Source organism: Nonomuraea ferruginea (assembly GCF_039540635.1).
Lineage (GTDB): Bacteria > Actinomycetota > Actinomycetes > Streptosporangiales > Streptosporangiaceae > Nonomuraea > Nonomuraea ferruginea.
Window position 1 is genome coordinate 163,344 of the sequence record NZ_BAABFD010000021.1, and the last position, 17,490, is coordinate 180,833.

Sequence of the window (17,490 nt, forward strand, 5' to 3'; positions counted from 1 at the left end):
CAACAGTGGTATTTCATATGGCAAGTACGGTCAGCTTACGGGAGTCCTTGACGGCCTCCCACCCCCTTGCTTGCCTGTAACCACGACGGGGTAACTCCTAGCCGAGGTGGTACGGATGCTGATCAGCACGATCTTGCACGGCAAGGGAAGCGACGTGACGACGGTGGCGCCCGACGCGACCGTCCGTGAGTTGCTGGCCCGGCTGGCCGAGCACAACATCGGCGCCGTCGTCGTGTCCGCCGACGGCGTCACCATCGACGGGATCGTCTCCGAGCGCGACGTGGTGCGCCGGCTGCACGATCGCGGCGCGGGCATCCTCGGCGAGCCGGTCTCGTCGATCATGACCGCCGAGGTGCGCACCGTCGCCCCGGGCGACCGGGTCGACGAGCTGCGCAAGACCATGACCACCCACCGGGTGCGGCACATGCCGGTGGTCGAGGACGGCCGCCTGGCCGGCATCGTCAGCATCGGCGACGTGGTCAAGAACACCATCGAGGAGCTGGAGACGGAGAAGGCCTCACTGGTGGACTACCTCCACCGCTGACGCGGGTGGGACGCTGTCCAGGTGATGTACCGCCCCCCGCCTGACTACCCGCGCGCGTCGAGCAGCCCGACGATCATCCTGCTCGTCGCCGGGCTGACCGGGGTGCTGGGCTTCCTGATCGGCTTCCTCACCGGGCTCGGGTCAGGAGAGCTGGCGGCAGCCCCCGCTCCCCGGGTCACCGTGACGGTCGAGGGAGAGCTCGACCCCGACACGCAGCCCACCGACCCAGTCCCGTCCGACGCCGCCCCGTCCGATCCTGCCGCGTCCGATCCTGCCGCGTCGCCTCCGGCCGCCGACCCGTCCGCGTCGGCACCCGTCACCCCGGACCCGTCCGCCGGCGCCCCGGACGACCCCGTCGCGTCGAACCCCGGCGATCCGCTCGCGTCGATGCGCACCCTCGTCGTCGGCGTCGACATCCAGCCCGGCACCTACCGCACCACCGGCCCCGCGGGCGGCACGGGCCCGTGCTACTGGGCCCGCATGAACAGCACCACCGGCGACATCGGGGACGTCATCGACGCCGGCATGCCCTCAGGCCCGGCCACCGTCACCATCGCCGCCACCGACAAGAGCTTCCAGACGGCCGGCTGCGCCGAATGGACCAGGGCCTGACGGACCGCCGCAGCGGTGCCTGTTTGCGGAGGTGACACCCGCGTAGGAGGATGCGCTCAGCCCCACGCGAGGAGGAAGCCATGTCGGTGTTGCGGAGCTTCGTAGACAGTGTGCGCAACGGCGCGATCGAGGTCATCGACCTCACCGCGCCCCTGTCGGAGGAGACGCCGATCCTCCAGTTGCCCGAGCCGTTCGGCAACACCATCCGGTTCCGGCTGGAGGAGATCAGCCGCTACGACGACCGCGGCCCGGGGTGGTACTGGAACGACATCCACACCGGCGAGCACACCGGCACGCACTTCGACGCGCCCATCCACTGGGCGACCGGCCGTGACGGCCAGGACGTCTCCCAGGTGCCGGTGGCCAGCCTGATCGCGCCGGCCGTGGTGCTCGACTTCACCGCCGAGGCGGGCAAGGACCCCGACTTCCTCCTCCAGATCGACCACGTCAAGGAGTGGGAGCGCGCCAACGGCCCGCTGCCCGAAGGCGGCTGGCTGCTCTACCGCACCGGCTGGGACTCCCGCTCCGGTGACCAGGACACGTTCCTCAACGCCGACGAGACCGGCTCGCACACCCCCGGCGTCTCCGCCGAATGCGCCAGGTGGCTCGCCGAGCAGACGCCGATCATCGGGCTGGGCGTCGAGACCGTCGGCACCGACGCGGGCGCCGCCCACTCCTTCGACCCCGCCTTCCCCTGCCACGCCTTCTTCCTCGGCGCCGGCAAGTACGGCCTCACCCAGCTGCGCAACCTCGACCGGCTCCCGGTCACCGGCGCGGTCGTGGTGGCGCCGCCGCTGCCCATCCTCGGCGGCTCGGGCAGCCCGGTGCGGGTGCTCGCGCTGGTGGAGCGGGGCGAAGGGTGATCGTCGCCGAGGCCGTCGGCGGGCTGCTCGCCGCGGCGGGCGTACGAGCCGCGTTCGGGGTCGTCGGCAGCGGCAACTTCCACCTCACCAACGCCCTCGTGAGCCACGGCGTGCGCTTCGTCGCGGCCCGTCACGAGGGCGGTGCGGCCACCATGGCCGACGCCTACGCCCGGATGACGGGCGAGGTGGCGGTCGTCTCCGTGCACCAGGGGCCCGGCCTCACCAACGCGATCACCGGCCTCGCCGAGGCCGCGAAGAGCCGCACCCCGCTCGTCGTGCTGGCGGGCGAGGCCACCGACGCCCGCTCCAACTTCCACATCGACCAGGACGCCGCCGTGCGCGCGGTGGGCGCCGTCCCGATGCGGGTCACCGGCCCCGCCGAGGCGGCCCGGCACACCTTGGAGGCGTTCCGCGTCGCCCGCGACGAACGCCGCACGGTCGTACTCAACCTGCCCCTCGACGTGCAGGCCGCCGAGACGGAACTCGGCGGGGAGCGACCGGAGCGGGCCGCGGGGACGGAACTCGGTGGGGAGCGGCCGGAGCGGGCCGCGGGGACGGGTCCGGGCGGGGAGCGGCCGGACTACGCGGGCGCGAGCGAGCTGGACCGGGCCGCGGCGGCTGTTCGTGAGAGCCGTCCCGGCGCGCCCGCCGCCTCCGCCGAGCAGCTCGACGGGTTGCGCCGGTTGCTCGACGGGGCCGAACGGCCGGTGTTCGTCGCCGGGCGCGGAGCACGGCACGCGCGGGCCGAGCTGGTGGAGCTGGCCGAGCGGACCGGCGCCCTGCTGGCCACCTCGGCCGTGGCCAAGGGCCTGTTCCGCGGCAGCCCGTGGGACCTCGACGTGAGCGGCGGGTTCGCCACGCCGCTCACGGCCGAGCTGGTCCGGGGCGCGGACCTGGTGGTCGGCTGGGGGTGCGCGCTCAACATGTGGACCACCCGCCACGGCTCGCTGATCGGCCCCGGCGCCAAGGTCGCGCAGGTCGATCTCGACCTGGCCGCCGTCGGCCTGCACGTGCCCGCCGACCACGGCGTGGTGGGCGACGTGGCCGAGGTCGCCCGCGCCCTCACGGCCGGCGGCGAGCGGGCCGGCTACCGCTCGCCCGAGCTGGCCCGCCGCATCCGGGAGGAGGGCCGCTGGCGCGCGGTCCCGTACCACGACGAGAGCGGCGGCGGCCGCATCGACCCGAGGACTCTCACCATCGGCCTGGACGACCTGCTGCCCGCCGAGCGGATCGTGGCGACCGACTCGGGCAACTTCATGGGCTACCCGGCGATGTTCCTGGACGTGCCCGACGAGCGCGGGTTCTGCTTCACGCAGGCGTTCCAGGCGGTCGGGCTCGGGCTCGCCACCGCCATCGGCGCCGCCGTGGCCCGCCCCGACCGGCTGCCGGTGGCGGCGCTCGGCGACGGCGGCGCGTTCATGGGCATCGCCGAGCTGGAGACCGTCGTCCGGCTCGGGCTGCCCATGGTGGTCGTGGTCTACGACGACGAGGCCTACGGCGCCGAGGTGCACCACTTCGGCCCGCACGGCCACCCGCTCGGCACCGTCCGGTTCCCGCCCGCCGACCTGGCCGCGATCGCGCGCGGGTACGGGTTCGCGGCCGTGACCGTCACCGGGCCGGCCGACCTGGCGGGCGTGGCCGAGTGGCTCAAGGGCCCGCGCGAGCGGCCCCTGCTGGTGCACGCCAAGGTCACCGGCGACCGCCCCTCCTGGTGGCTGGAGGAGGCGTTCAAGGGCCACTAGAGCTTGCGGTGGGTGCGGGCCTCCTCGGCGGCGGCCAGCACCCCCGCCAGCGCCGCCCCGCCGCCGGCCGCGACCGCCGCGGCGATCGCGCCCTCCACGAACGGCACGTCCGCCAGCACCACCCGGCCGGGCTCCTCCAGCAGGCGGGCGGTGAGCACCGAGCTGCCCAGGTCGGGGATGAGCAGCACGCCGTCGCCCCCGTCGACCTCGCGCACCGCCGCCTCGATGCGGTCGATGCTGACCCCGAGCCCGCCGTCGCCGGTGCCGCCGGCCGCCGCCACGGGCGCCTCCCGGCCCGCGATGCCGCGCGCCAGCTCCGCCGTCTCCGCGGCCAGCCCGGCGCTGTGGGCGACGAGGACCACGCCCACCATCAGGCCGCCGCCTCGGCCAGCGCCGCCATGATCAGCGCCGCCGACGCCGCGCCCGGGTCCTCGTGGCCGATGCTGCGCTCGCCCAGGTAGCTGGCGCGGCCCTTGCGGGCGCGCAGCGGGATCGTCGCCTTCGCCCCCTCCTCGGCCGCGCGCGCCGCCCGCTCGAACGCCTTGTGCTCGTCGGCGCCCTCCTGTACGGCCTGCGTCAGGGCACGGGCGGCCGGAGCGAGCGCGTCGATCATGGTCTTGTCACCCTGGGCGGCCTTGCCCAGGCGCTCGACGGCCTGGACACCGGACTCGAACGCCGCCGCGAACCCGGCGAGCGTCACCGGCGCGTCCAGCGACTTGCCCAGTTGCCGGAACAGCGACCCGTACAGCGGGCCCGACGCGCCGCCCACCCGGCGGATCAGCGTCGTGCCCGCGGACACCAGCACCTGCGCGGGGGAGGTCGGCGGCCACTCGGTCAGCGCCTTGCCCACCTCGGTGAAGCCGCGGTCGAGGTTGGTGCCGTGGTCGGCGTCGCCGATCGCGGCGTCCAGGCCGGTGAGCCGGTCGCGGTGCAGCCTGACCGCCCTGGCCGCGCCCTCGGTCCAGGCGAGGAAGAGATCGGTGTCGAGCATCCCGGCCATCAGCGCCCCCACCGCAGGCCGGGCGTCTCGACCGGGGCGTCCCACAGCCGGGTCAGCTCGCCGTTGAGGCGGCAGACCGTGATCGAGAAGCCCTGCATGTCGAGGCTCGTCACGTAGTTGCCGACCAGCGAGCGCACCACCCGCGCGCCCTTGCCCCGGACGAACGCCTCCACCTCGGCGAACACCACGTACAGCTCGATCAAGGGGGTGCCGCCCATGCCGTTGACCATGACGAGCAGGTCGTCGCGGAGCGGGAGGTCGCCGTGGATCGCCTCCATGGCGAGCGCGGCCAGCTCGCGGGCGGGGGCCATCGGCGCGCGCGACCTGCCCGGCTCGCCGTGGATGCCGATGCCCAGCTCCACCTGGTCCTCGGGCAGGTCGAAGGTGGGCTTGCCGGCCGCGGGCGTCACGCACGAGGTGAGCGCGACGCCGAACGAGCGGCTGTGGTCGTCCACCTCGCGGGCCACCCGCGCCACCTCCTCCAGCGGCGCGCCCTCCTCGGCCAGGGCCCCGGCGATCTTCTCCACGAACAGCGTCGCGCCGGTGCCGCGCCGGCCCGCCGTGTAGAGGGAGTCCTGCACGGCCACGTCGTCGTCGACCAGCACGCTCGCCACCGGGACGTCGTCGCACAGCTCGGCGGCCATCTCGAAGTTCAGCACGTCGCCCGTGTAGTTCTTGACGATGTGGAGCACGCCCGCGCCGCCGTCGGCCGCCCTGGTGGCGTCGATGATCTGGTCGGGCACCGGGGAGGTGAAGATCTCACCAGGGCAGGCGGCGTCGAGCATGCCGGGGCCCACGAAGGCGGCGTGCAGCGGCTCGTGCCCCGACCCGCCGCCGGAGACCAGGCCCACCTTGCCGGGGCGCGGACCCTCCGCCCGGTAGACCACCCGGTCGCGTACCCGCAGCGAGGGGTGCGCCGCGGCGAGGCCGTTGAGGGCGTCCTCGACCACGGATTCGGCCGTGTTGATGAGCTTCTTCATGGTCAGAACATCTGCCCGTTTTCCGCTGGAGGCAAGCACCGGGCGGAGTAGGCTACCGTCTGCACATGGCCGAGATCGTGTACCCGCCGGTGATCGCAGCCGCGCGGACCTTGTTTCGCGTGCTTGACTACCGCTTCCACCTGGAGGGCACCGAGCACGTGCCGTCGACGGGCGGCGCCGTCCTGGTGAGCAACCACATCAGCTACCTCGACTTCATCTTCGCCGGCTACGCCGCGCTGCCGGCCAGGCGGCTGGTGCGGTTCATGGCCAAGCAGGACGTGTTCGACCACAAGATCTCCGGCCCGCTCATGCGCGGCATGAAGCACATCCCGGTCGACCGCGGCGCGGGCGCCGGCTCGTACGCGACCGCGCTGCGCATGCTGAAGGCGGGCGAGATGGTCGGGGTGTTCGCCGAGGCCACCATCAGCCGTTCGTTCACCGTCAAGGAGATCAAGAACGGCGCGATCCGGATGGCGCAGGCCACCAAGGTGCCGGTCATCCCGGTGGCGCTCTGGGGCACGCAGCGGCTGTGGACCAAGGGCAGGGAGCGGCGCATCTTCCAGCGCCACGTGCCGATCACGATCCTGGTGGGCGAGCCCATCCACCCCAAGCGCGGCGAGGACGTCGCCGAGCACACCACGGCCCTCCACGCGCGGCTCTCGGAGCTGGTCGACCGGGCGCAGCGCACCTACCCGGAGATCCCGCAGGGCGTGTGGTGGCAGCCGGCCCACCTGGGCGGCACCGCGCCCACCCCCGAGGAGGCGGCGGCGCTGGACGCCGCGGAGGCCGAGGCCCGCGCCGCGAAGAAGGCGGCGGGCGGCGGCGCCCACGAGGAGCCGGCCGGAACCTAGACGGCCTTAGATGGCCGTCTGGTAGGCGCTCGCCCGCATGCCCGCCAGCAGGGTCTCCGTCTGCGACAGCGAGTAGCGGTGGCGCGGGTCGTGGTGGAGCAGCCCCTCGATGAGCGGGCGCATCACCCCGGCCCGGCGCGGCGGCGGGAACGGCCCGCTGCGCGCCATGCCGAGCACGGTCGCGGCGTCCTGGCCCGGGTAGGGCGGCTGGCCCTCGATGGCGCTGTAGAGCGTGGCGCCGAACGACCACATGTCGGCCTCCTTGCTGGCCGGGCCGCCGTAGAGCCGCTCGGGGGCCATGAACGCGGGCGTGCCGCGTAGCCGCCTGGAGGTCGTGGTCTTGCGGATGTCGCCCTCCGCGGTGGCGATGCCGAAGTCGGTCAGCACCACCCGGTCGCCGGTCAGCATCACGTTGGCCGGCTTCACGTCACGGTGGAGCACCCCTGCCTGGTGGGCGGTGCGCAGCGCGGCCAGCAGATGACGGCCGATCGCCGCCACCGACTGGGCGGGCAGCGTGCCCACCTGGGAGAGCAACTGGTGCATGGAGAGCCCGTCGAGATACTCCATCACGATCCAGAGCTTGCCGCCTTCTTCGATGAGGTCGTGGACCGTGACGATGTTCGGGTGCGACAGCCTGGCCGCCATCCGGGCCTCGCGCAGCACGCGCCGACGCACCATCTCGGCCTCGCCGGTGAGCGTCAGCTCCTTGAGCGCCACCTCCCGGTGGAGAAGCCGATCGAACGCGCGCCATACGACGCCCATGCCCCCACGACCGGCCTCCTCGTTAAGGAGGTACCGTCCGCCGATCTCCCGCATACCATCCCCTCATTGACAGGGGTAATCATGTCATCTCAGCGCACTGTTGTGGGTGCCTAACGTGATCCGGTTATGTCGGGAATGGTAACGCCGCTGGTCACCCGCTTGGAAGTCGGAAAGAATACCACCCGTCCGATCCAGCAGACCGCGAGCAACTGGACCACCGTCGCCCCGACGAAGACCGCGGGCAGCCCGGCCACCTCTCCCGCGAGCCCGCCCAGCGCCGCGCCGAGGGGCATGCCGCCCATCCCGAGCAGCCGGTAGGCGGCGTTCACCCGGCCGAGCAGCTCGCCGGGGATGATCCGCTGCCGGGTGCTGATCACGAGCACGTTCGCCGCGGCCCCGGACACCCCCCACACGACCGCCGTCGCGTACAGCAGCCAGGGGACCGGCAGCAGGACCGGCACCAGGTGCGCCAGGGCGCAGACCGCCCAGAGCATGACGAAGGCGGGCGCGTCCCCGGCCAGGCGACCGGCCCGGCCGGCCACCAGCGATCCGGCCAGGGCCCCGACGGCGAACACGGTGAGCATGAGGCCGTAGCCGCTCGGCGCCAGACCCATCGGCGAGCCGTCGCCCACCACCCAGAGCACGAGCACGCCGAAGTACGCGGCGCCGGCCGTGTTGATCAGCCCGGCCGACAGGGCCAGCGTGCGCAGGAACCGGTGCGACCACAGGTAGCGCAGCGACTCGGCGATCTCCCCGGCGACCGGCCGCGGCGCCTCGCGCGGGGCCAGGAACCGGCCGCGCATGCCCAGCAGGAGCAGCCCCGCGACCCCGTACAGGAGTCCCGGCGCGCCCAGGACGGCGGCGGGCAGGACCGTGACGAGCAGGCCCGCCAGCGGCGCCCCGGCGAAGTCGTTGCCCAGGATCTGGACGCCGACGACGCGCCCGTTGGCCCGGGTCAGCTCGGTTTCCGGCACGGCCATGGGCAGCGCCGCCTGGGCGGAGGTGTCGGCGAACACCTCCGACACGCACGCGAGGAACACGGCGGTCAGCAGCACCCACAGGTTCATCAGCCCGAGCGCGGCCAGCGCCGTCGCCACGGCCAGCACCGCGGCGCGGGCGGCGTTCGCCGCCACCATGATCCGCCGGCGGTCCAGCCGGTCGACGAGCGCGCCCGCGGGCAGCGCGAGCAGCAGCCACGGCAGCGTCGCCGCCGCCCCCGCCAGCGCCACCAGGGCGGGGGAGCGGGTGAACGAGACCGCCATCAGCGGCGCGCCGACCTTCAGCACGCCGTCGGCCAGGTTGGACAGCGCGGTGGACGACAGCAGGAAGCCGAAGGATCGGCCGAGGCGTGTCAAGACGGGGCTCCGTTAGTGTGTAAGGAGAACTGTGCATGGATTCCTTTGCAAAGATAGGTTTGCACACTGTGGAGCGCAAGAGCTATTCCGCCAGGACCCTCGACACGGGCGCGCTCAAGTCGTTCGCCCACCCCCTGCGCCTGCGCCTGTACGAGTTGCTGGAGGAGCGCGGCCCCGCCACCGCCACCCAGCTCGCCGGCCAGGTGGGGGAGAACACCGGCGCCACCAGCTACCATCTGCGCGAGCTGGCCAGGCACCAGATGATCGAGATCGTGCCGGGGATGGGGCGCGGCAAGGAGAAGTACTGGCGGGTGACGCCGGGCGGCTACTCCTACGGGGAGACGCCGCCGGAGCCGGAGGCGGCCGAGGCGCTGGAGTTCCTCATGGACGACCTGATCCGGCAGCGCGGCGCGGAGCTGGCCCGCTGGCGGGAGGAGGAGCGGGACGCGCCGGAGGAGTGGGTCCAGGCCAGCGGCTTCGGCCGCCGCGCGCTGCGCCTGACGCCCGGCGAGACGACCGCGATGCGAGACGCGATCTTCGCGGTGCTGGAGCGCTACCGGGCCCTGTCGGACGCACGCCTCCAGGATCCGGCGGAGGACCCGGCGCTCGGCCGCGTCGTCGTCCACTTCGACGTCTTCCCGGTGGGCGCGCGCCGGGATCCTGAGCGGGAGTGAACACCTGCGGGGTCCGCCGCGTACCTCAAGGTGACCAGTCCGAGGATCCGGAAGGGGATGACGGCACGTGCGATCTCGACAGGGACACCGCCGTCTCGCTCTCGCCGCGGCCTGCCTCGTCGCCGCCGGCACGGCCTGCACGGCCCCGGCCGTGCCGCAGGCGCCCGACACGGCGCAGGTGGCCGACGCGGTGCCGACGGAGATTCCGGAAGAGCTGATGGCGCCGCCCGCGACGAGCCTGACCCAGGAAGGGGACGCCGAGCCCACCGCGCAGGCGGCGGAGAGCGGCGACGACAGCGAGACCCGGCCGACGAAGTGGGGGCCGTTGTCCGCGGCCGACCGGGATCTGATCAAGAAGGTTCGTCTCGCCACGCTGTGGGAGATGACGATCGCTCAGGAGGCGATACAGCGGGGAAACAGCTCACGCGTACGGGAGATCAGCCGGGAGATCTCCGAACAGCACCACGCCCTCGACAACGAGGCCCGCGACCTGGCGCAGAAGCTGGACGTGCGGTTGCCCGTGCGGCCGACCGAGGACCAGCAGAAGTGGATGGCCGACATCTCCGGCAGGTCGGGCCGCGACTACGACGTCACCTACGTGAAGTGGCTGCGGCTGGCGCACGGGCAGATCTTCGCCTTCATCGGGCAGGTGCGCGGCAGCACCCAGAACACGCTGGTGCGCACGTTCGCGGAGTCCTGCAACAAGGCCGTGCTGAACCACCAGCGGCTGCTGGAGAGCACCGGCCTGGCCGGGCCGGAGGCGTTCCCGGATCCGCCGGAGGTGTGATCCGACGACGGTCGGGGTTTCCGAATCAGGATATGTCAGATTAGGTTTGCCTAACCTGACATACTTTGAGGAGAGAGACCCGCCATGACCGAGCCCTTCCGCATGTTCGGCGTCCGCGTCGGCAGGCTGGACCGCCTGAGCCCGACGTTCCTGCGCGTCACGTTCACCGGCGACGACCTGCGGCATTTCGCCGACAACGGCTATGACCAGCGGATCAAGCTCATCCTGCCGGTGCCCTCCCACGGACTGAGCCGGTTGCCCGGGGGCTCCGACTGGTACGGGCAGTGGCGCGCCATGCCCGACGAGGACCGCAACCCGATGCGCACCTACACCGTCCGCCGGGCCCGCCCCGAGGCCTGTGAGCTGGACGTGGACATCGTGCTGCACGGCGACACCGGCCCGATGTCCCGCTGGGCGACGGCGGCCGAGGTGGGGGACGAGCTCGTCGTGCTCGGGCCTGACGGCCGCTACCAGGGTCCGCCCTCCGGCCTGGAGTTCCGTCCGCCGGAGGGCACCGGCGCGGTGCTGATCGCCGGTGACGAGACAGCCGCGCCCGCCATCTGCTCCATCCTGGAACGCCTGCCCGCCGGCGTCGAGGGCGAGGCCCTCCTGGAGGTCGCCACCCGGGGAGACTTCCTGCCCGTGGAGACCGGCAGCGCGGTCAAGGTCACCTGGCTGGCCAGGGACGGCGCGCCGCACGGCGCCCACCTCGTCCCGGCGGTGCGCGAGGCGGCCCACCGGCTGCTGCCCGCGCTGCCGGCGTCCGAGGACTTCCAGGACGTGGACGTCGACGCGGGCGAGCTCTGGGAGGTGCCCGAGGCGCCGTCCGGCCCGCTGTACGCGTGGCTGGCCGGCGAGGCCGCGATGATCAGGACCCTGCGGCGGCACCTGGTCGCCGAACGCGGCATGGACCGCCGCGCGGTGGCCTTCATGGGCTACTGGCGGCTGGGCCGCTCGGAGGACTGGGCGGCCTGACCGCCGCCCGCGCCGGATCTCCCCTGGTCATCCCGCCGCCACGAGGGTTTCCTGCCCGGTGGCGGGGTAGCCGGACCGGGACAGCTGTCGCGGGGGGCACCATGGACGGCTTCGTACTCACCTACGACCACTACGATCCCGAGGCGGAGAAGCTGCGCGAGGCGATCACCTCGACCGGGAACGGCTACTTCTGCACCAGGGGCACGGCCGAGTGGGAGGACATCGGCGAGTTCCACTACCCGGGCACCTACACCCACGGCGGGTACAACCGGGAGACCTCGATCTTCGACGGTCACCCGGTGCTCAACGAGGACCTGGTCAACCTGCCGAACTGGCTGCCGCTGAAGCTGCGCGTCGAAGGCGAGGGGGCGGTCCGGTTCGGCGACGTGGAGGTGCTCGGCTACCGGCACACCTACGACATCCGGCTCGCCCTGGTCCAGCGGGACCTGCGCTTCCGCGACGCCGCCGGCCGCGTGACGAGCCTGCGCAGCCGCCGGTTCGTCAGCATGGCGCACAGCCACCAGGCCGCGATCGAGTGGACGCTGACGCCCGAGAACTGGTCGGGCCGGGTCGAGGTGGTCTCCGCGCTGGACGGCCGCATGAGCAACCACATCGTGGTCCGCTACCGCGACCTGGAGGGCCGCCACCTGGATCCGGTGTCGCCGCGCACGTTCGGCCCCGACGTGATCGCGCTGGAGGTGAAGACCCGCCAGTCCAACCTCTACATCGCCCAGGCCGCCCGCACCCGTGCCTTCCACGGCGACCGGCCCGCCGCGACCGAGCGGCGGCTGCACCAGATGGCCGACTACATCCAGCAGGTGCTCAGCTTCGACGTCGAGGAAGGCCGGCCCAGCCGGGTGGAGAAGCTCGTCTCCATGTTCACCTCGCACGACAACGCCATCACCGAGCCGCTGGCCGCCGCCGGCCGGCACGTGCTGCGCTACCCCGACTTCGCCGGGGCGCTGAACAAGCACGAGTCGGCCTGGACCGAGCTGTGGGAGAGCTGCGACGTGCGCCTGCCCGCCGAGCCGCGCGCCCAGCTGCTGCTGCGCCTGCACATCGCGCACGTCCTGCAGGTCTGCTCCCGGCACACCGCCCGGCACGACGCCGGAGTGCCCGCCCGCGGCCTCAACGGCGAGGCGTACCGGGGACACGTCTACTGGGACGAGATGTACGTCTACCCGTACCTCAACCTGCGCCTGCCCGAGATCACCCGGGCCCTGCTGCTGTACCGGCACCGGCGGCTGACCGAGGCGCGCGCCGCCGCGGCCGAGGCCGGTTACCGGGGCGCCATGTTCCCCTGGCAGAGCGGCAGCGACGGCACCGAGGAGACCCAGCAGCTGCACCTCAACCCGATGTCGGGCGAGTGGGACCCGGACCTCAGCCACCACCAGCGGCACGTCAACGCGGCGATCTTCTACAACGTGTGGCGCTACTTCCAGGCCACCGACGACCTGGAGTTCCTGCGCGACTACGGGGCCGAGCTGATGCTGGAGATCGCCCGCTTCTGGGCGTCGATCGCGCACTTCGACCCCGCCAGGCAGCGGTACGAGATCCACGGCGTGATGGGGCCCGACGAGTTCCACGAACGCTACCCCGACACCGAGGAGCCGGGGCTGCGCGACAACGCCTACACCAACGCCATGGCGGCCTGGATCGCCGCCACCGCCCCCAAAGTGCTCGACCTGCTGCCCAGCAGCCGCGCGGCGAGCATCCGGCGCAGCCTTCAGGTCACCGACGAGGAGCTGGCGACCTGGGAGGACATGAGCCGCCGCATGTACATCCCGTTCCACGACGGCGTCATCAGCCAGTTCGAGGGCTACGGCGACCTGGAGGAGCTCGACTGGGACCACTACCGCGCCCGCTACCACAACGTCCAGCGCATGGACCGGATCCTCAGGGCCGAGGGCAAGGACCCCAACCGCTACAAGCTGTCCAAGCAGGCCGACACGGTCATGCTGTTCTTCCTCTTCGACGAGCAGGAGCAGCGCGAGCTGTTCGGGCGGCTCGGCTACGACTACGACGCCGACCTGGTCAAGCGCACGATCGAGTACTACGACGCGCGCACCACGCACGGCTCGACGCTCAGCTTCGTCCCCTACGCGGGAGTGCTGGCCGCCATCGATCCGGAGAGCTCGTGGGAACGCTACTTGGCGGCGCTGGAGAGCGACGTCAACGACGTGCAGGGCGGCACCACCCAGGAGGGCATCCACATGGGCGTCATGTCCGGGACCCTCGACCTGCTCCAGCGCTGCTACGTCGGCACCAGCATCACCGGTGACGTGCTCAGGCTGTCGCCCCGCCTGGTCGACCGGCTCGACGGCGTCTCGTTCTCCATGCGCTTCCGCGGCACCACGCTCAAGCTGACCATCGAGGGCGAACAGCTCATCCTGTTCACCCAGGCGGAGGGGTTCCGGGGCCCGCTGCACGCGGGCGTGGGCGACGACGTCCGCGAGCTCGTCCCCGGAGGGACCTGCGTCTTCACCATCCCGGGAGGGCCATCCGCCCGAGAGAGGGGCCGCACCATGCCCGCCGCCGGATTCCAGGGCGCGATCTTCGACGTCGACGGCGTGCTCGTCGACTCGCCGCACCAGCGCGCGTGGAAGGACGCGCTGCGCGAGCTGATGGAGGGGGAGTGGGCGGACGTCCGCGACCGGACCACCTGGTCGGACGACCGGTTCACGCCGGAGGTCTACCAGCGGGTCATCTCCGGGAAGCCGCGGATGAGCGGCGCGCTGGCCGCCCTGCAGTACTTCGAGGTCCCGGACGCCGAGCGGCGGGTCGAGCAGTACGCCGCGCACAAGCAGCGGATCGTGGTACGGCTCATCGACGCGGGGGAGTTCACCGCCTATCCGGACGCCCTCCGCTTCGCGCTGGCCGTCCGCGCGGCCGGCATCCCGTCGGCGGTGGCGTCCTCGTCCAAGAACGCCGACCTGTTCCTGCGGAGGATCCGGCTCGACACGTTCGCGGCCGAGCAGGGACTGTCCTACGACTCCATCCGGCGGGGCCAGACCCTCGCCGACTTCTTCGACGCCGACCTGTCGGGGCGTGACTTCGAGCACGGCAAGCCCGACCCGGAGATCTTCGTCACCGCGGCCGCCGAGCTGCACGTGCCTCCGGAGGACTGCTTCGTGGTCGAGGACGCCGTCAGCGGCGTCCAGGCCGCCAAGGCCGGCGGCATGGCGGGGCTCGGGGTGGCCCGCGCGGACGACGCGCGGATACTCGCCGGCGCGCACGCCGACCTCGTCGTCACCAGCCTCGACGAGGTGGACCTGGGCGCCCTGGCCGCGCACCGGCTCGACCGGAGGCCCGCCTGAACACATCACCACGTACCACCGGCCGAGAAAGGTCTGATCATGAGCAGCGAACTGTCCCGCCGCGCCGGCGCGGCCCGCCCCGCGGCGCCCGTCCGGCTGATCCACCTCGGGCTCGGTGACTTCTTCCGCGCCCATCAGGCCTGGTACACCGAGCACGCGCCCGACGGCGAGGAGTGGGGTTTCGCCGCCTTCGGCGGGCACGAGGCGTCGGACCGGCTCGCCGCCCAGCAGGGCCTCTACACGCTCATCACCAGGAGCGCCCACGGCGACCGGTTCGAGGTGATCGCGACCGTGTCCGAGGCGTGGCCAGCGACCGACCACGACGCCCTGCTGCGCCTGTTCCGCGCGCCCGAGGTGGCCGCCGTCACCATCACCGAGCTCGGCGCCCGCGACCACCCGGACGTCCGGGAGGACGTGGCGGCCCTGCGCGCCGACCCGGCCGCGCCGGTGCGCACGACCCGCGGCCGGCTGCTCGCTGGCCTCGCCGCCCGCCGCCGCGCCGACGCGGGCCCGGTCACGCTGGTGGCGTGCGACCACACGGCCGGCAACGGCGCCATCCTGTCCCGCCTGCTGTACGAGATGGCCGACGAGGTCAATCAGGAGCTGACCGGCTGGCTGGACGAGAACGTGTCCGTCGTCGCCACCGTCGCCGACCGGGTCACCCCGCACACCGGCCCGTCCGGGCTGCGCGCCGTCGCCGAGGCCACCGGCCGCGACGACCGCGTCCCGGTCACCGCCGAGCCGTACGCCGAGTGGGTGCTGGCAGGCCGGTTCCCGGCCGGCCGCCCGCGCTGGGAGGACGCCGGCGCCCTGCTGACCGCCGACCTCACCCCGTACGAGCATCGCAAGCAGTGGCTGGTCAACGGCTCCTGCTCGCTGCTCGCCTACGCCGGCTCGATCCGCGAGCACGCCACGCTGGCGGAGGCGATCGGCGACGACGCCTGCCGCGGCTGGCTGGAACGGTGGTGGTCGGAGGCCGGACGGCATCTCGGCCGGGCCGCCGCCGGCCTGGACGCGTACCGCCAGGCGCTGCTGGAGCGGATCGCCAACCCGCGCATCCGCCACAGCCTCGCCAGGATCGCCGCGGACGGCTCGCGCAAGCTGCCGGAACGCGTCCTGCCCGTGCTGCGCGCCGAACGCGCCGCCGGTCGCGTGCCGGAAGGGGCGGCGCTCATCCTGGCCGCCTGGATCAGCCATCTGCGCGGCCACGGCGCCCCGGTCAGCGACCCGCGCGCGGCCGAGCTGACCGTGCTCGCGGCCGGCCCGCTGGCCGAAGGCGCCCACCGCGTCCTGGACGCGCTCGACCCGGAGCTCGGCGCCGACGACACGCTGGTGGCGGCGGTCCGCGACGCCGCCACCCGCTTCGACCGCGTCAGAGTGTCCTGACCGAGATCACCGCTCTCAGCCCATGTGCGGGTAGCGGTGGTCGGTCGGCGGGGTGAACGACTCCTTGACCGCGCGGGCGCTGACCCACCTGACCAGGTTGTACATCGAGCCCGCCTTGTCGTTGGTGCCCGACGCGCGGGCGCCGCCGAACGGCTGCTGGCCCACGACCGCCCCGGTCGGCTTGTCGTTGACGTAGAAGTTGCCCGCCGCGAAGCGGAGCTTCTCCGACGCCGCCGCGATGGCGTAGCGGTCCTGGGCGATGAACGCGCCGGTCAGCGCGTACGGCGAGATGCCCTCCATCTGGGTGAGCACCGCGTCGAAGTCGGCGTCGTCGTAGACGTGCACGCCCAGGATCGGCCCGAAGTACTCCTTGACGAAGATCTCGTCGGTCGGGTCCGCCGACTCCAGGATGGTCGGCTTCACGAAATAGCCGGTCGAGTCGTCGTACGAGCCCGTCAGCACGTCGATGTGCGAGGCCGAGCGCGCCCGGTCGATGGCGGCCTTGTGCTTGGCGAAGGCCCGTTCGTCGATCACCGCGCCCATGAACGCCGACAGGTCCGACGCCACGTCGCCCACGGTCAGCGACTCGGCCACGGCCACGAAGTCGTCGCGCATCCGGTCCCACACCGAGCGCGGCACGTACGCCCGCGACGCCGCCGAGCACTTCTGGCCCTGGTACTCGAAGGCGCCCCTGATCAGCGCCGTCGACAGCACCGCCGGGTCGGCCGACGGGTGGGCCAGCACGAAGTCCTTGCCGCCCGTCTCGCCGACCAGGCGCGGGTAGCCGCGGTAGGAGGCGATGTTCTCGCCCACCGTGCGCCACAGGTGCTGGAAGGTGGCGGTCGAGCCGGTGAAGTGGATGCCGGCCAGATCGGGGTGGGTCAGCGCCACCTCGGAGACCGCCTCGCCGTAGCCGGTCACCAGGTTGATGACGCCCGGCGGCAGCCCGGCCTCCTCCAGCAGCCGCATCGTGAAGTGCGCGGCGAACTGCTGCGTCGGCGACGGCTTCCACACCACCACGTTGCCCATCAGCGCGGCCGAGGTCGGCAGGTTGCCGGCGATGGCGGTGAAGTTGAACGGCGTGATCGCCAGCACGAACCCTTCGAGCGGGCGGTACTCCATCCGGTTCCACACGCCGGGCGAGGAGATCGGCTGGTCGGCGTAGATCTGCCGGGCGTAGGCCACGTTGAACCGCAGGAAGTCGATCAGCTCGCAGGCGGCGTCGATCTCCGCCTGCTGGACGGACTTCGACTGGCCGAGCACCGTGGCCGCGTTGAGCGTCGCCCGCCACGGCCCCGACAGCAGGTCGGCGGCCTTCAGGAAGATCGCTGCCCGCTCGTCGAACGGCAGCGCGCGCCAGGCCGGGGCGGCGGCCAGCGCCGAGTCGATCGCGGCCCGCACGTCCTGCGCGCCCGCCTCGCGGGTGCGGCCGAGCACCGCGGCCTTGTTGTGCGGCTGCACCACGTCGATGGGCTTGCCGCCGCCGGGCCGCTGCTCGCCGCCGATGGTCATGGTCAGGTCGAGCGAGGCGCCGGACAGCTCCTTGATCCGGGACTCCAGGGCCGCGCGCTCCGCGCTGCCGGGCGCGTACCCGAGAACCCGCTCGTTGGCCGGGGCCGGCACGTTGCTGATGGCATCCATA

16 protein-coding genes are annotated in these 17,490 nt (G+C 72.8%); 10 read left to right on the forward strand and 6 right to left on the reverse strand.

The genetic code is table 11. The features are described from left to right. The first annotated feature begins 115 nt into the window (after positions 1-115). The 4 genes from ABD999_RS34350 (at position 116) to ABD999_RS34365 (ending at position 3,761) form a co-directional block, all read left to right on the forward strand. Positions 116-544: a CBS domain-containing protein gene (locus tag ABD999_RS34350; protein ID WP_148032566.1), complete on the forward strand. Its 429-nt coding sequence runs from the start codon at positions 116-118 to the stop codon at positions 542-544. A gap of 24 nt (positions 545-568) precedes the next feature. Continuing rightward, a complete protein-coding gene (locus tag ABD999_RS34355; RefSeq protein ID WP_486348713.1) occupies positions 569-1,156 on the forward strand; it encodes an Rv1352/Rv1906c domain-containing protein in 588 nt (195 codons plus the stop codon). A gap of 80 nt (positions 1,157-1,236) precedes the next feature. Continuing rightward, positions 1,237-2,019, forward strand: a complete 783-nt coding sequence (locus ABD999_RS34360) for a cyclase family protein (RefSeq protein WP_271278150.1) — start codon at positions 1,237-1,239, stop codon at positions 2,017-2,019. Beyond that, positions 2,016-3,761, forward strand: coding sequence for a thiamine pyrophosphate-binding protein (locus ABD999_RS34365; protein ID WP_271278151.1), 1,746 nt, complete (start codon positions 2,016-2,018; stop codon positions 3,759-3,761). The genes ABD999_RS34360 and ABD999_RS34365 overlap by 4 nt, the downstream gene beginning before the upstream one ends. Here the strand turns inward: ABD999_RS34365 and ABD999_RS34370 are convergent. Genes ABD999_RS34370 through dhaK form a run of 3 tightly spaced genes read right to left on the reverse strand, consistent with a single transcriptional unit; the run spans position 3,758 to position 5,741 of the window. Continuing rightward, on the reverse strand, positions 3,758-4,132 hold the full coding sequence (locus ABD999_RS34370) for a PTS-dependent dihydroxyacetone kinase phosphotransferase subunit DhaM (protein ID WP_345483085.1): 375 nt from the start codon (positions 4,130-4,132) through the stop codon (positions 3,758-3,760). The two genes, ABD999_RS34365 and ABD999_RS34370, sit on opposite strands and share 4 nt — an antisense overlap. Continuing rightward, on the reverse strand, positions 4,132-4,761 hold the full coding sequence (gene dhaL / locus ABD999_RS34375) for a dihydroxyacetone kinase subunit DhaL (RefSeq protein ID WP_345483087.1): 630 nt from the start codon (positions 4,759-4,761) through the stop codon (positions 4,132-4,134). Before dhaL ends, ABD999_RS34370 begins: the two co-directional genes overlap by 1 nt. After that, a complete protein-coding gene (dhaK, locus tag ABD999_RS34380) occupies positions 4,761-5,741 on the reverse strand; it encodes a dihydroxyacetone kinase subunit DhaK (RefSeq protein ID WP_219544460.1) in 981 nt (326 codons plus the stop codon). The genes dhaL and dhaK overlap by 1 nt, the downstream gene beginning before the upstream one ends. A gap of 65 nt (positions 5,742-5,806) precedes the next feature. Between dhaK and ABD999_RS34385 the strand changes: the two genes are divergently transcribed. Then, on the forward strand, positions 5,807-6,592 hold the full coding sequence (locus tag ABD999_RS34385) for a lysophospholipid acyltransferase family protein (RefSeq protein ID WP_148032560.1): 786 nt from the start codon (positions 5,807-5,809) through the stop codon (positions 6,590-6,592). Positions 6,593-6,598: 6 nt separating this feature from the next. On the opposite strand, the gene ABD999_RS34390 is transcribed toward ABD999_RS34385, so the two are convergent. Continuing rightward, a complete protein-coding gene (locus tag ABD999_RS34390) occupies positions 6,599-7,408 on the reverse strand; it encodes a serine/threonine-protein kinase (RefSeq protein WP_148032559.1) in 810 nt (269 codons plus the stop codon). A gap of 56 nt (positions 7,409-7,464) precedes the next feature. Then, on the reverse strand, positions 7,465-8,709 hold the full coding sequence (locus ABD999_RS34395; RefSeq protein ID WP_271279690.1) for an MFS transporter: 1,245 nt from the start codon (positions 8,707-8,709) through the stop codon (positions 7,465-7,467). A gap of 68 nt (positions 8,710-8,777) precedes the next feature. Here ABD999_RS34395 and ABD999_RS34400 point away from each other — a divergent pair, with 68 nt between their 5' ends. From ABD999_RS34400 to ABD999_RS34420, 5 genes are all read left to right on the forward strand, one after another. Then, a complete protein-coding gene (locus tag ABD999_RS34400) occupies positions 8,778-9,383 on the forward strand; it encodes a helix-turn-helix domain-containing protein (RefSeq protein ID WP_271279691.1) in 606 nt (201 codons plus the stop codon). 67 nt (positions 9,384-9,450) lie between these two features. Beyond that, entirely contained in the window at positions 9,451-10,170 is a 720-nt protein-coding gene (locus tag ABD999_RS34405; RefSeq protein ID WP_271279692.1) for a DUF4142 domain-containing protein, read from the forward strand. An 84-nt stretch (positions 10,171-10,254) separates the two neighbouring features. Further along, positions 10,255-11,145, forward strand: coding sequence for a siderophore-interacting protein (locus ABD999_RS34410; protein ID WP_148032555.1), 891 nt, complete (start codon positions 10,255-10,257; stop codon positions 11,143-11,145). A gap of 101 nt (positions 11,146-11,246) precedes the next feature. Continuing rightward, a complete protein-coding gene (locus ABD999_RS34415) occupies positions 11,247-14,462 on the forward strand; it encodes an HAD-IA family hydrolase (protein WP_271279693.1) in 3,216 nt (1,071 codons plus the stop codon). Positions 14,463-14,501: 39 nt separating this feature from the next. Then, the gene (locus ABD999_RS34420; RefSeq protein ID WP_271279694.1) at positions 14,502-15,848 is read left to right on the forward strand and encodes a mannitol dehydrogenase family protein; all 1,347 of its coding nucleotides are present in this window, start codon (positions 14,502-14,504) and stop codon (positions 15,846-15,848) included. A 15-nt stretch (positions 15,849-15,863) separates the two neighbouring features. On the opposite strand, the gene pruA is transcribed toward ABD999_RS34420, so the two are convergent. Continuing rightward, positions 15,864-17,489, reverse strand: a complete 1,626-nt coding sequence (gene pruA / locus ABD999_RS34425) for an L-glutamate gamma-semialdehyde dehydrogenase (protein ID WP_271279695.1) — start codon at positions 17,487-17,489, stop codon at positions 15,864-15,866. Position 17,490 lies beyond the last annotated feature (1 nt).